11 protein-coding genes and 1 tRNA gene are annotated in these 14,010 nt (G+C 69.3%); 8 read left to right on the top strand and 4 right to left on the bottom strand.

Going from position 1 to position 14,010, the window contains the following annotated elements:
- Positions 1-461 precede the first annotated feature (461 nt).
- A tRNA-Arg gene (locus tag AB0N89_RS11490) sits at positions 462-534 on the bottom strand.
- Between the two features lie 65 nt (positions 535-599).
- Positions 600-1,037, bottom strand: coding sequence for a MarR family winged helix-turn-helix transcriptional regulator (locus tag AB0N89_RS11485; protein WP_364203297.1), 438 nt, complete (start codon positions 1,035-1,037; stop codon positions 600-602).
- 77 nt (positions 1,038-1,114) lie between these two features.
- Between AB0N89_RS11485 and AB0N89_RS11480 the strand changes: the two genes are divergently transcribed.
- Positions 1,115-2,239 carry an epoxide hydrolase family protein gene (locus AB0N89_RS11480; RefSeq protein ID WP_364203294.1) on the top strand — a complete coding sequence of 375 codons (1,125 nt, stop codon included), beginning with the start codon at positions 1,115-1,117 and terminating at the stop codon, positions 2,237-2,239.
- Positions 2,240-2,390: 151 nt separating this feature from the next.
- Positions 2,391-3,308, top strand: coding sequence for a cation diffusion facilitator family transporter (locus AB0N89_RS11475; protein ID WP_364203292.1), 918 nt, complete (start codon positions 2,391-2,393; stop codon positions 3,306-3,308).
- 83 nt (positions 3,309-3,391) lie between these two features.
- On the opposite strand, the gene AB0N89_RS11470 is transcribed toward AB0N89_RS11475, so the two are convergent.
- Positions 3,392-4,108 carry a DUF305 domain-containing protein gene (locus AB0N89_RS11470; RefSeq protein WP_364203289.1) on the bottom strand — a complete coding sequence of 239 codons (717 nt, stop codon included), beginning with the start codon at positions 4,106-4,108 and terminating at the stop codon, positions 3,392-3,394.
- Positions 4,109-4,116: 8 nt separating this feature from the next.
- Positions 4,117-4,917: a DUF3105 domain-containing protein gene (locus AB0N89_RS11465; protein ID WP_364203286.1), complete on the bottom strand. Its 801-nt coding sequence runs from the start codon at positions 4,915-4,917 to the stop codon at positions 4,117-4,119.
- A 203-nt stretch (positions 4,918-5,120) separates the two neighbouring features.
- Here AB0N89_RS11465 and argS point away from each other — a divergent pair, with 203 nt between their 5' ends.
- The 6 genes from argS (at position 5,121) to rho (ending at position 13,882) form a co-directional block, all read left to right on the top strand.
- Complete coding sequence (gene argS, locus AB0N89_RS11460; RefSeq protein WP_364203283.1) at positions 5,121-6,776, top strand: arginine--tRNA ligase; 1,656 nt, start codon at positions 5,121-5,123, stop codon at positions 6,774-6,776.
- 3 nt (positions 6,777-6,779) lie between these two features.
- Entirely contained in the window at positions 6,780-8,213 is a 1,434-nt protein-coding gene (gene lysA, locus AB0N89_RS11455; RefSeq protein ID WP_364203280.1) for a diaminopimelate decarboxylase, read from the top strand.
- A 3-nt stretch (positions 8,214-8,216) separates the two neighbouring features.
- Positions 8,217-9,527 (top strand): homoserine dehydrogenase, encoded by a 1,311-nt coding sequence (locus AB0N89_RS11450; protein WP_364203277.1) that lies wholly within the window; start codon positions 8,217-8,219, stop codon positions 9,525-9,527.
- Positions 9,524-10,585: a threonine synthase gene (gene thrC / locus AB0N89_RS11445; protein WP_364203274.1), complete on the top strand. Its 1,062-nt coding sequence runs from the start codon at positions 9,524-9,526 to the stop codon at positions 10,583-10,585. The genes AB0N89_RS11450 and thrC overlap by 4 nt, the downstream gene beginning before the upstream one ends.
- Entirely contained in the window at positions 10,582-11,463 is an 882-nt protein-coding gene (gene thrB, locus AB0N89_RS11440) for a homoserine kinase (protein WP_364203272.1), read from the top strand. The genes thrC and thrB overlap by 4 nt, the downstream gene beginning before the upstream one ends.
- A gap of 436 nt (positions 11,464-11,899) precedes the next feature.
- Complete coding sequence (gene rho, locus AB0N89_RS11435; RefSeq protein WP_364203269.1) at positions 11,900-13,882, top strand: transcription termination factor Rho; 1,983 nt, start codon at positions 11,900-11,902, stop codon at positions 13,880-13,882.
- Positions 13,883-14,010 lie beyond the last annotated feature (128 nt).

The following is a 14,010-nucleotide window of genomic DNA, read 5'->3' as shown; positions in this document are numbered from 1 at the left end:
CGCGGCGGAGCTCGGCGTAGAAGTGATCCAGTAGTTTCGGGGCGATCACGGAGAGACTGTAGGCGTCCCAGCAGCGGCTTCACGTGTTGTGTTTGTGGCCATGCGCTGGTACGAGTCTCTGGTGGTGCCACTGGTGTGCAACCGGGCCAAGCGGCGAGCGGGTAGTTCGGTCAGGGTGCGGAGTTCGTGGACCAGCGTCAGCCGCTGCCTTCGCGTCATTGACTGCGGTCGGCCCGCCGAGATGGTCTGGCTGAGCATGCGCGCGTGGCCCGCGATGGGATTGGTGCTGACGTAGGGCTCACGCTGGAGTGAGCTACTGGAGGAGTAGCTGACGGATCCGCAGGATCGCGCCGGGGAACGATGCTACCGCGGCTCACCGTCGCAGAGGGCTTTGCCGCGATTCTTAGCACATAAACTGTCCAGCCTAGAATGGCGAACGGCTTTTAGCTTGGCCGGAAATGTGCCCTCGGCAGGATTCGAACCTGCGACACCTGCCTCCGGAGGGCAGTGCTCTATCCCCTGAGCTACGAGGGCGTTGCCGCCTGAGCGACGTGTGAAGCTTAGCGCACCCCGCCTGGCCTCCTCGCGCGAGGTGGTCGTTAACCGTGGTGATGCTCGACGACGCGGGCCAGGAGCCGGGTCAGCTGCTCTCGTTCGGCGGGTTCGAGTGGCGCGAGGAAGACATCCTGGGTCTCGCTGACCAGGGCTTCCAGGTGTCCCAAGCGTCGCGTGCCCGTGTCGGTGAGGGTGATCAGGTTGCGTCGCCCGTCCGCCGGGTCGGGGGCGCGTTCGACGTAGCCGGCGTCGGCGAGTTCGTTGATGACGGCGACGACGTCGCTGCGGTCGATGCCGGTGCAGCGGCTCAGGGTGGCCTGGCTCGACGGGCCGTTCTCGTCGATGGCCGCCAGGATCCCGTAGTGGTACCGGCGGGCGCCGCTGCGGGCGAACTCGTCCACGGCGAGCCGGTGGGCCACGGTGGCGGCCTGGTTGACCAGCCAGCTGGCCTTGGTCCGGAGCCGGTCGGGGGCGGTGCTCATCGGGGCAGCGTACCGAACCGTTGGCGCGACCAACGAATCCTGCTAGCGTTGGTGGGACCAATGAACTGGAGGACGTCGTGATCGAACCGTTCGAAGTCCGGATTCCCGAAGCCGACATCGCCGATCTGCGGACCCGGCTGCGCGCCACACGCTGGCCCGAGCCGGCCACCGTGGACGATTGGGAGCAGGGGGTCCCGCTGGAGTTCGCGCGCGAGTTGTGCCGGTACTGGGCGGAGGACTACGACTTCGGCCTCGCCGATCGCGTCAACGCCTTCCCAGGTTTCAAGACCACTGTGGACGGCCTCGGGATCCACTTCCTGCACGTCCGCTCGCCGGAGCCGGACGCGACACCGCTCGTGCTCACGCACGGCTGGCCGGGGTCGGTGGTCGAGTTCCTCGACGTGCTCGGCCCGCTGACCGATCCCGCCGCGCACGGCGGCGATCCGGCGGACGCGTTCCACGTCGTGGCGCCCTCGCTGCCGGGCTTCGGCTGGAGCGACAAGCCGTCGTCGACGGGCTGGAACGTCGAGCGCATCGCCCGCGCCTGGGACGAGCTGATGGGCCGCCTCGGTTACGGGCGCTACGCCGCGCAGGGTGGCGACTGGGGTGCCGGGGTGACGAACATGCTCGCCAAGGTCGCGCGGGAGCGGCTGATCGCCGTCCACGTGAACATGGCGGGGGTCCCGTACGACGCGGGCAAGCTGGGCGACCCGACGCCGGAGGAGCGGGCGGCGATCGGCGACCTCGCGCGCTTCCGTGAGGTCGGGTCCGCGTACTCGCAGCAGCAGGCCACGCGCCCGCAGACGGTCGGCTACGGGCTGACCGACTCGCCCGCGGCGCAGGCGGCTTGGATCGCCGAGAAGTTCTGGGAATGGACTGACAACGACGGCTCGCCGGAGACCGCGCTGTCCTGGCGGCAGATGCTCGACGCGATCTCCGTCTACTGGTTCACCGGAACGGCTGCTTCGTCCGCGCGGATCTACTGGGAGAACAAGGAGCGGGACGTCTCGGCGGTTGAAGTTCCTTCGGGTATCTCGATCTTCCCGCGCGAGATCATCCGCCCTTCACGGCGCTGGGCGGAGCTGCGTTACACCGATCTTCGCTGGTACGAGGTGTCGGCCGAGGGCGGCCACTTCGCCGCGTTCGAGCAGCCGGACATCTTCGTCGATCAGCTGCGGGGGTTCTTCCGGTCACTCCGGTAGCGGTGCGTGGCGGTTTCAGGTTTCGGGAAGGCCCTCCTGGGGGATGGCTTCCGTGTGTGGCTTAAGACAAAGTGAACTTAGGCTCACCTGTATTGCACATATGCGCATGTGACAATATATTCGGCCTGTCGACTTCACGAGAGGCGGAGCAATGGGTCACGGGCACGGGCACGGTACGACCTCGCCGTCGAGCGCGTCAGGCCGCTACCTCAAGAGCCTGACGATCGCGCTGGTCATCGGCGCCGGCTTCATGGTCATGGAGTTCATCGTCGGGTTCGCCACGGGCTCGCTCGCGCTGATCTCCGACGCCGCGCACATGTTCACCGACGTCCTCGGGGTCGGCATGGCGCTGGCGGCCATCCTGCTCGCCCGGCGCAGCGGCCCGACCCTCACCCGCACGTTCGGGTTCTACCGGGCCGAAGTGCTCGCGGCGCTGGGCAACGCCATCCTGCTGTTCGGCGTGGCGGGCTACGTCCTGTACGAGGCCATCGGCCGGATCAGCGACCCGCCCGCCGTGCCCGGCCTGCCCGTCCTGCTGGCCGCCGCCGCGGGTCTCGTCGCGAACATCGTCTCCTTCCTGATCCTGCGCAAGGGCGCGGAGGAGAGCATCAACGTCCGGGGCGCGTACCTCGAGGTCCTCGCCGACCTGATCGGCTCCGTCGGCGTGCTGCTGAGCGGCGCGATCACGCTGCTGACCGGCTGGCGGTACGCCGACCCGATCATCGGTGTCGCGATCGGCCTGTTCGTCCTGCCCCGCACCTACGCGCTTGCCCGGCGCGCGCTGCGGATCCTGTTCCAGCACGCGCCGAAGGGCGTCGATGTCGCCGGGATCCAGGCTGAACTCGGTGGGCTGAAGGGTGTCGAAGACGTCCACGACCTGCACGTCTGGACGCTGACGTCGGGGATGGAGGTCGCTTCGGCGCACCTCACCATCGCGCCGACCGTCGAGCAGGCGGAGGTGCTGACCGAGGCGCAGAACCTCCTGGCGAACCGCTACTCGATCGAGCACGCGACCTTGCAGATAGAAGTGCCCCAATGCGCGCAGCGCTGCCGGGAACTCTCCTGGTGAACCCACGCATTTCGTCCTCTGGATGCGGTGGTCCGTAACGCGAACTACCGCATCCAGAGGACGAAATGCGTAAGGGGAAGGCGTCAGGCGGGGAGCGGGGAGGCGCCGCGTTCCTGGAGCAGCGACTTCATCAAGTCCATCTCCGCACCCTGTGAGACCAGCATGCTCCGCGTCAGCGACTTCACGTCCGCGATGGACGTGTGGTCGTTGCCGTACTGGGCCATCTCCGTGCCGCCCATGTGGTGCCGCAGCATCAGCTGGAGGAAGAAGACGTCCATCTCCTTGCCGGTGAGCGACCGCAGTTTGGCCAGTTCGGCCGACGTCGCCATACCCGGCATCGGAGCGCCGTTCGACGGCTTCATGTCGGCGCCACCGTGCCCGGAATGCCCGGCCATCGGCTCGGTCATCCAGGTCATGTAGGCGCCGGTCGTCTGCTCGGGCTGGCCCCACAGGCCCAGCCAGCCCTTCATCCGGCCGACCTGGCCGGTCTGCGTGCGCTCGATGTCGAACGCGAGGGTCTTGATCGCCGGATCGGTCGTGTGGTCCCGCGCCCAGCCCGCCATGGTGACGGCCTGGAGATGGTGCACCGACATGTCCTGCGCGAAACCGACCTCGACCGAACCCGCTCCCGGGCTCGTCTGCTCCGGCCCAGAGTCGATCAGCCTGGTCGTCAGGGCGCCGAGGCCGAAGCCCAGGATCAGCATGACGACCAGGGCGGCCCCGATCACCAGCCACCGGCTCTTGGCCGAGCGCGGCGCTTCGTCGCCGGGTTCGTCGACGTACTGGAGATCGGGGTCCATCTGGCTCACTACTTGCTCGCGGGCGCCGAGGGCTGGGTGGCGGGAGCGGACGGCATGCCGCTCTGACCGGCGCCGGGCTGGTCCTGCTGGGTGCCCGCGGTGCCCTTGTAGTCCATCGGCTTCGCGTCCGGCCCCGGCGGGGTCGGGTCGAAGTCGCCCGGCTCGATCTGCGCGTCGCAGGTGGCGTCACGCTCGGGGTACGCGCCGAACGGGTTGGTGCGCAGCGCCGCGATGAACTGGTCGATCCGCTCGTCGGAGGCGCTGTCCAGCTTCAGCTGGTGGCCCCAGGACTGCAGGGAGATCGGCTTGTCGAGGTTCGGGTACGGCGACATCACCGTGTACGGCTTGCCTTCGACGCGGACCTTCAGCAGGTCGAGCGCCTCACCGGAGATCTGCGCCGGGTTGTAGGCGATCCAGACCGCGCCGTGCTCGAGACCGTGGACCATGTTCTCGTTGCGGACGGCCTTCTCGTAGACGACGCCGTTGCACGCGGCCCAGGCCTGGTCGTGCGGGCCGCCGTAGGGCGGGATCTTGTCGTAGGCGACACGCTCGGTGGCCGTGACGTGCGCCTGGCCCGGGTATTCGGCCGTGACGACACCGTTGATCCGCTTCGAGGGGTCCGGGTCCTGCTGCGAAGGCGCGAAGGCGGCAGCGGCCTCTTCGCGGGTCTTCTGGTCGCGCTTCGGCGCCGAGGCGATCATGTAGTAGGTGACCACCGAGGCGGCCAGGGCGACGATCGCGACGACCGCGATGATCGTGCCCCAGGGCGTGCCTTTCTTGGACACGACGGAACTACGGGCGGCCTTCATGGCGTTCTTCGACGACGCGCCCTTTTTTCTGGTTGTCCCGTTAGCCATGGCTCCTGCGTTCTCCAAAGGGGGTGGTCCCTGCGCGGGCCAGTGTAGAGACCGCGCGTCTGATCACCGTGAACAGTCGGAAGATCACCGGCTTGGCTCACACCTTCCGGCGGTCGCTGCGAAGCCCGGACCAGGTCACACCTAGAATTCCGCGAGTGACTCCCGCAGCTCTCGCCGACCTGGTCCGTAACTCAGCCGTGCAGGTTCTCACCGCGCGCGGCCTCGACGATTCCGTGCTGCCGGAGAAGGTGACGATCGAGCGTCCCCGCAACCCCGAGCACGGCGATTACGCGACCAACCTGGCGCTGCAGGTGGCCAAGAAGGCGGGCATGAAGCCCCGCGACTTCGCCGACGCGCTGGCCGAGGCCCTCGCCGCCGCCGACGGCGTCGAATCGGCCGAGGTCGCCGGGCCGGGCTTCCTCAACCTGCGGCTCGCCGCCGACGCGCAGGGCCAGATCGTGCAGCAGGTGCTCGACGCCGGCGAGAAGTACGGCCTCGGCGACACGCTGGCCGGGGTGAAGATCAACCTCGAGTTCGTCTCGGCGAACCCCACCGGCCCGATCCACCTCGGCGGCACCCGCTGGGCCGCGGTCGGCGACGCGCTGGGCCGCGTGCTGTCCGCGCAGGGCGGCCAGGTCACCCGCGAGTACTACTTCAACGACCACGGCGCGCAGATCGACCGCTTCGTCCGGTCCCTGATCGCCGCCGCCAAGGGCGAGCCCGCCCCCGAGGACGGCTACGCGGGCGGCTACATCAACGACATCGCCGCCGAGGTCATCCGCCAGGAGCCGAGCGCGCTGTCGCTGCCCGAGGACGAGCGGGCCGAGACGTTCCGCCGGGTCGGCATCGAGCTGATGTTCACCGAGATCAAGCAGAGCCTGCACGACTTCGGCACCGACTTCGACGTCTACTTCCACGAGAACTCGCTGCACGAGTCCGGCGCGGTCGCGTCGTCGGTCCAGCAGCTGAAGGACTCCGGGAACCTGTACTTCGAGGACGGGGCCTGGTGGCTCAAGTCCAAGGAACACGGCGACGACAAGGATCGCGTCGTCATCAAGAAGGACGGCAACCCCGCCTACATCGCCGGTGACCTCGCCTACTTCCAGGACAAGCGCAAGCGCGGCTTCGACCTCTGCATCTACATGCTCGGCGCGGACCACCACGGCTACATCGCCCGGCTCAAGGCCGCCGCGGCCGCGTTCGGCGACGACCCGGCCGTGGTCGAGGTGCTGATCGGCCAGATGGTCAACCTGGTCTCCGAGGGCAAGCCCGTCCGGATGAGCAAGCGCGCGGGCACCGTGATCACCATGGAGGACCTGGTCGGCACGGTCGGCGTCGACGCGGCCCGCTACGAGCTGATCCGCTACTCCGTCGATTCCACTTTGGACATCGACCTCGACCTGCTTCGCAAGCACTCCAACGACAACCCGGTGTACTACGTCCAGTACGCCCACGCGCGGCTGGCCTCGTTGCAGCGCAACGCTTCCGACCTCGGACTCACATTCGATGGCGACGCCGACCTCGGCCTGCTTACGCTGCCCGCGGAGGGCGATCTGATCCGCACACTCGGCGAATTCCCGACCGTCCTCCGCCGGGCCGCACAGCTGCGCGAACCGCACCGTGTCGCCCGGTACCTCGAAGAACTCGCCGGCGCCTACCACAAGTGGAACGCCGTCGGCCGGGTCCTGCCGAAGGGCGACGAGGAGACCACCCCCCTCACGTTCTCCCGCCTCGCGCTCAGTGAAGCGACTCGCCAGGTGCTGGCCAACGGCCTCACCGTGCTCGGTGTCTCTGCTCCGGAACGGATGTAATCAATGGCTCACCCCGCGGGCCCCCGCCACGCCGACGTCTACCCCCACGCCGACGCCTCCGGTTTCCCGCCGTCGAGTCCTGAGGAACTCGACAGGCTGTACCCGAAAGTCTGGCCCCGCAACACTTTCCGCGGTGGTGACGGCGTCGTGCGCATCGCGGGCGTCGACGTCCGCGAACTCGCCGAGAAGTACGGCACGCCGCTGTTCGTCGTCGACGAGGCCGACTTCAAGTCCCGGTGCGCCGACTACGCCGAGGCGTTCGACGACCCGGCGCTCGTGCACTACGCGTCGAAGGCGTTCCTGTCCATCGAGATCGCCCGCTGGGTGGCCGAGCAGGGGCTGAGTCTCGACGTCTGCAGCGGCGGCGAACTCGCCGTCGCGCAGCGCGCGGACTTCCCGGCGGAGCGGATCACCTTCCACGGCAACAACAAGTCGCTGTCCGAACTGGAAACCGCGGTCGAAGCCGGTGTCGGCACGGTCGTGGTCGACTCCTACTTCGAGATCGCGCGGCTGGCCGACGTCGCCGCCCGGAACGACGTCGTGCAGAACGTGCTGATCCGGGTCACCGTCGGCGTCGAGGCGCACACCCACGAGTTCATCGCGACCGCGCACGAGGACCAGAAGTTCGGTTTCTCGCTGGCTTCCGGTGACGCGGCCGAGGCCGTGCGCCGTGTGCTCAACGCGCCGTCGCTCAAGCTGATCGGCCTGCACAGCCACATCGGTTCGCAGATCTTCGACGCCGACGGCTTCGAGGTCGCCGCCCGCCGCGTGGTCGGCCTGCTGGCCGAACTCGCCAAGGAACACGGCACCGAGCTGCTCGACCAGCTGTCCATCGTCGACCTCGGCGGCGGTTTCGGCATCGCCTACACCGACAAGGACAACCCGCCGCCACCCGCGCAGATGATCACGCAGATCCGCGAGATCGTCCGCAAGGAATGCGAGTACGCGGGCCTCCCGGTGCCGAAGATCGCCGGCGAGCCGGGCCGCGCCATCGCCGGTCCCGGCACGATCACGCTGTACGAGGTCGGCACCATCAAGGACGTCTCGCTCGGCGACAAGGCAGCCCGGCGCTACGTCAGCGTCGACGGCGGAATGAGCGACAACATCCGCACCGCGCTCTACGACGCGGTGTACGACTGCCGTCTCGTCTCCCGGACGTCCGACGACGACGGCGACGGCCAGGTCGCCGCCGCGCTGTCCCGGGTCGTGGGAAAACACTGTGAGTCCGGCGACATCGTCGTCCGCGACTGCTGGCTGCCCGACACCCTTGCTCCCGGCGACCTGCTCGCCGTGGCGGCCACCGGGGCGTACTGCTACTCGATGGCCAGCGGGTACAACCGGCAGCCGCGGCCCGCGGTGGTGGCCGTGCGCAACGGCAGCTCCCGCTTGCTGCTGCGGCGGGAGACGACGGACGACATGCTGCGCCTGGAGGTCTAGCAAGTGTCTACTGTGGACGGACGCGTGATCAGGGTCGCCCTCCTGGGCTGCGGGACGGTCGGCGGCGAGGTCGTCCGGCTGCTCACCGAGCAGGCCGGGGAGCTCGCCGCCAGGGCGGGCGCCAGGGTGGAGCTCGCGGGCATCGCGGTGCGGCGCCCCGACAAGCACCCCGAGCTGCCGCCGGAACTGGTGACCTCCGACGTGACGAAGCTCGTCACCTCCCCGGACGTCGACGTCGTCGTCGAACTGGTCGGTGGCATCGAGCCGGTGCGCGAGTGGCTGCTCGACGCGCTCAAGGCCGGGAAATCCGTTGTCACGGCGAACAAAGCGCTGATGGCCGAACACTCCGCGGAGCTGTTCGAGGCGGCCGACGCGGCCGGTGTGGACCTCTATTTCGAGGCGGCCGTCGCCGGGGCGATCCCGTTGCTGCGCCCGCTGCGCGAATCGCTGGCGGGCGACCGCATCACCCGCGTGATGGGCATCGTCAACGGCACCACCAACTACATCCTGTCCGCGATGGACTCGACCGGCGCCGGCTACGCGGAAACGCTGGAAGAGGCCAGCAGGCTCGGTTACGCGGAGGCGGACCCGACGGCCGACGTCGACGGCTACGACGCCGCGTCCAAGGCCGCGATCCTCGCCTCGCTCGCGTTCCACACCCGCGTCACGGCGTCCGATGTGCACCGTGAGGGCATCGCCGACGTGACCGCGTCGGACCTCGCGGCGGCGAACGTGCTGGGCCGCACGGTGAAACTGCTCGCCATCTGCGAGCGCGTCACCGCCGACGACGGCACCGAATCCGTTTCGGCGCGCGTGCATCCGGTGATGATCCCGCGCGGCCACCAGCTCGCCGGGGTCGGCGGCGCGTACAACGCCGTCTACGTCGAGGCCGACGCCGCCGGTGAACTGATGTTCTACGGTCAGGGCGCCGGTGGCGCGCCGACCGCGAGTGCCGTGCTCGGCGACCTCGTCGCGGTGGCTCGGAACCGGGTCGTCGGCGGCCGTGGCCCGCGCGAATCCGCGCACGCCGCGCTCCCGGTCAGGCCGATGGGCCAGACGCCGACGCGGTACCACGTCAGTCTCGACGTGGCCGATCGAGCGGGCGTCCTCGCCCAGGTGGCCCAGGCGTTCGCCGGGCACGGGGTCAGCATCGCCGCGGTGCGGCAGCGCGACGCCAACGACACGGCCAGCCTGGTCGTGGTCACCCACCTGGCGCCGGACGCGGCATTGCGGTCCACTGTGGACGACATTGCCGAGCTCGACGTGGTGAACCAGGTCGTCAGCGTGATGCGCGTGGAAGGCGAAGACCAGTGATTTCCCAACCGTGGCCCGGGATCATCCAGGCCTATCCCGACCGGATCCCGGTCCCGGCCGGCGCGAAGGTGATCACCCTCGGCGAGGGCAACACCCCGTTGCTGCCCGCTCCGTACCTCTCGGAACTGACCGGTTGCGAGGTCCACCTCAAGGTCGAAGGCGCGAACCCGACCGGGTCCTTCAAGGACCGCGGGATGACCGTGGCCATCACGCACGCGCTCGCCAGCGGGCTCAAGGCGGTCATCTGCGCGTCCACCGGCAACACCTCCGCGTCGGCCGCGGCGTACGCGGCCCGCGCCGGGCTCACCTGCGCGGTGCTCGTCCCGCAGGGCAAGATCGCGATGGGCAAACTCGCCCAGGCCGTCCTGCACGGCGCGCGGATCCTGCAGGTGGACGGCAACTTCGACGACTGCCTCGAACTGGCCCAGAAGACCGCCATCGACTACCCGGTGACCCTGGTCAACTCGGTCAACCCGGTCCGCATCGCCGGGCAGAAGTCGGCCGCGTTCGAGATCTGCGACGTACTCGGCAAGGCTCCGGACATCCACTGCCTGCCGGTCGGGAACGCGGGCAACATCACCGCCTACTGGGCCGGGTACTCCGAGTACGCCGGTGACGGTGTGGTGAAGAACACCCCGCGGATGTTCGGCTTCCAGGCGGCCGGCGCCGCGCCGCTGGTGCACGGCGAGCCGGTGGCCGATCCGGACACGATCGCGACCGCGATCCGCATCGGCAGCCCCGCGTCCTGGGACGGCGCGATGAAGGCGAAGAACGCGTCCGCCGGGCTGTTCGAAGCGATCACCGACGAGAAGATCCTCGAGGCGTATCGCCTGCTCGCCAGCAAGGAAGGCGTGTTCGTCGAGCCCGCTTCGGCGACCAGCGTCGCGGGCCTGCTCGCCACGTCCGCCGACGGGCGCCTGCCCAAGGGCTCGACCGTTGTGTGCACCGTCACCGGACACGGTCTGAAGGACCCGGCCACGGCGCTGGAGGGCAACGTCGAGGTCGAGCCGCTCGCCGTCGACCCGACCGCCGTCGCCGCCGCGCTGGACCTGCGATGACGCTGCTCAAGATCAAGGTCCCGGCGTCCTCGGCGAACCTCGGCCCGGGGTTCGACACGCTGGGCCTGGCGCTGGCGCTCTACGACCGGGTCGAACTGCAGGTCACCGACGCCGGCCTCAAGATCGAGGTCGTCGACGCCGGCGCCGGTGACGTGGACGACGTCCCGACCGACGAATCGCACCTGGTCGTCCGGGCCTTCCGGCGTGGTTGCGAGCACCTCGGCCTCCGGCCGCCCGGGCTGCACCTGCGCTGCTTCAACGCCATCCCGCACGCCCGCGGCCTCGGCTCGTCCGCGGCCGCGGTCGTGACCGGCGTCGCGGCGGCGTACGCGCTGGCGGAGAAGCCCCTGGACGACGACGCGCTGCAGCTGGCCGCCGGGTTCGAAGGGCACGCCGACAACGCGGCGGCGAGCCTCCTGGGCGGCTTCGTGGTCGCCTGGAACGAGGGCGAGCGGTTCCGCGCCGAACGGCTCCAGCCGCATCACGACATCCGGCCCGTGGTCGCCGTCCCGGCGCTGCGCTCCTCGACCGACGCGACGCGCGGGCTGCTTCCCGCCCAGGTCCCGCACGCCGACGCGGCGTTCACCGCCGGTCGCGCGGCGCTCGCGGTGCACGCGCTCACCGCGCGCCCCGACCTGTTGCTCTCCGCGACCGAAGATCGGCTCCATCAGCATTACCGGGCGCCCGCGTACCCGGCGAGCAGCGAACTGGTGCGCGCCTTGCGGGCCGCCGGGGTGGCCGCGGCCATCTCCGGGGCCGGTCCGACCGTGCTCGCGCTGACCACCGGCGGAATACTCCCGGCGGGTGTCGACGTTACATCTTTCGACGTCACCGAGCTGCCGATCGATCCGGGCGGCGTGCAGGTTGCGGCTCAGTAAAGCCTCGGTCACATGCCGGAGCCCCATCCCGCCACGCGGGGGGTGGTTGTTGCACCGGGCCGTGGCGCGGTCTACCCTCGGGGGCGTTCGATCACCGTGCGTTTCCGCACCCGGTGCCGGTCCAGGTGACCAGTGTCATCCTTGGCCCGCATCCTTCGTTGATCCGCCAGTTCCGCAGAGCGTCCGGCAACTAGCACAGCCTGGCAAGCGGGGGCTGGCAGATTGACACAGGCGGGTTCCCGGTTCCGGCGGTGCCGAATTCCGCTTCCTCCATTTGGAGGACGCAAATCCCTGTGCTGGAGGCCTTCTAGCTGTGTTCAACACGGCCGAGGAGCTGATCGCCCGTATCGGGGGCCAACTACGCCGTTTCGCAATCGGACGCGAGCGGCGGTCCGCTGATCCACCTGGAGGCGTGGATCGGTCAGGAAGGACATTTGTGAGCAACACCGATCTTTTGAGCGACGTCGAAGGTGGCGCCGCCGAGTCGAACGGCGTCGTCGCTCCCAAGCGCACGGTCGGCGGATTGACCGGCAAGACCGTCGCCGAACTGCGCTCGATCGCTGGGGATCTTGGCATCGGCGAGACCACGGGGATGCGCAAGGGCGACCTGATCGCGGCCATCCGCGAGCGCCAGGGCAAGACCAAGCGCAAGTCCCCCGCGGCGGCGAGCGAAACGCTTCCGCTCGAGGGGATCGATGCACCGCGCAAGGCCCCGAAGGCCGACGCGCCCAAGACCGAGGCCCCGAAGCAGGAGGCCCCGAAGGCCGAAGCGCCGAAGGCGGAGACCGCCCCGGCCGAGGCCCCTCGCGCCGAAAAGGCCGAGAAGTCTTCCGAGAACGGCTCCGCGCCCGCCGCCGAGCGGCCCGCGCAGCAGGACAACCAGCAGGACGGCCAGTCGCAGCAGGAAGAGGGCGGCCGCAGCCGTCGTCGCCGCGGCTCCAACCGTGCCGCGGGTTCGCCCGAGCAGGGCGGCCAGCAGCGTGACCGCGGTGAGCGGGGCGACCGCAACGACCGCGGTGAGCAGGGCGGCAACCGTCAGGGCAACCGTGACGGTGGTCGTGACGGCAACCGCGACAACCGCGGCCAGGACAACCGCCAGCGCAACCAGCAGGGCGGCGGCCAGGACAACAGCCAGCGTCAGGGTGGCCAGGGCCAGCAGGGCGACGACGACGAGGAAGGCGGCCGTCGCGGCCGTCGCTTCCGCGACCGTCGCCGCCGGGGCTCCGGCGGTGGCCGCGAGCAGGGCGGTTCGCCCGACACCGAGATCCGCGAGGACGACGTCCTGCTGCCCGTCGCGGGCATCCTGGACGTGCTCGACAACTACGCGTTCGTGCGTACCTCGGGCTACCTCGCCGGGCCGAACGACGTGTACGTCTCGCTTTCGCTGGTCCGCAAGTACGGCCTGCGCCGCGGTGACGCCATCACCGGTGTCGTGCGCCAGCCGCGCGACGGCGAGCAGCAGCGGCAGAAGTTCAACCCGCTGGTGCGCGTCGACTCGATCAACGGCCTGGAGCCGGACGAGTCCAAGCGCCGTCCCGAGTTCACCAAGCTGACCCCGCTGTACCCGAACGAGCGGCTGCGTCTCGAGACCGAGCCGCACAAGCTCACCACCCGCGTCATCGACCTGGTGATGCCGGTCGGCAAGGGACAGCGCGCGCTGATCGTGTCGCCGCCGAAGGCGGGCAAGACGACGATCATGCAGGACATCGCGAACGCGATCTCGACGAACAACCCCGAGTGCCACCTGATGGTCGTGCTCGTGGACGAGCGTCCCGAAGAGGTCACGGACATGCAGCGGTCGGTGAAGGGCGAGGTCATCGCCTCGACCTTCGACCGTCCGCCGTCCGACCACACCTCGGTCGCCGAGCTGGCCATTGAGCGGGCGAAGCGTCTGGTCGAGATGGGCCACGACGTCGTCGTGCTGCTCGACTCGATCACCCGTCTGGGCCGTGCCTACAACCTGGCGGCCCCGGCGTCCGGCCGGATCCTCTCCGGTGGTGTCGACTCGACCGCGCTGTTCCCGCCGAAGCGTTTCCTCGGCGCGGCGCGCAACATCGAGAACGGCGGTTCGCTGACGATCTTCGCCACGACGATGGTCGAGACCGGGTCCACCGGTGACACGGTCATCTTCGAAGAGTTCAAGGGCACCGCGAACGCGGACCTCAAGCTCGACCGGAAGATCGCCGAGCGGCGCGTGTTCCCCGCGGTGGACATCAACCCGTCCGGCACCCGCAAGGAAGACCTGCTGCTCTCGCCCGACGAGCTCGCGGTCACCCACAAGCTGCACCGGGTGCTGCACGCGCTGGACTCGCAGCAGGCCATCGACCTGCTGATCTCGCGTCTGCGCAAGACGAAGACCAACATCGAGTTCCTCATGCAGGTCTCGAAGACGGCCCTCGGCTCGAACGACGACGACTGAGTTCCGTAGCTGAACCGAAAGGGCCCTTCACCGCATCCGCTGCGGTGAAGGGCCCTTTCGCTACCCCTCCCGGCCCTCAACCATGTCGCGAAAGCCACTTTCGGGACGCCAGACGTCGCGAAAGTGGC

The sequence above is a fragment of the Amycolatopsis sp. NPDC089917 genome (assembly GCF_040684635.1).
Classification (GTDB): domain Bacteria; phylum Actinomycetota; class Actinomycetes; order Mycobacteriales; family Pseudonocardiaceae; genus Amycolatopsis.
The sequence above is the reverse complement of the archived record's forward strand: the minus strand, read 5'-3'. Positions and strand labels throughout refer to the sequence as shown.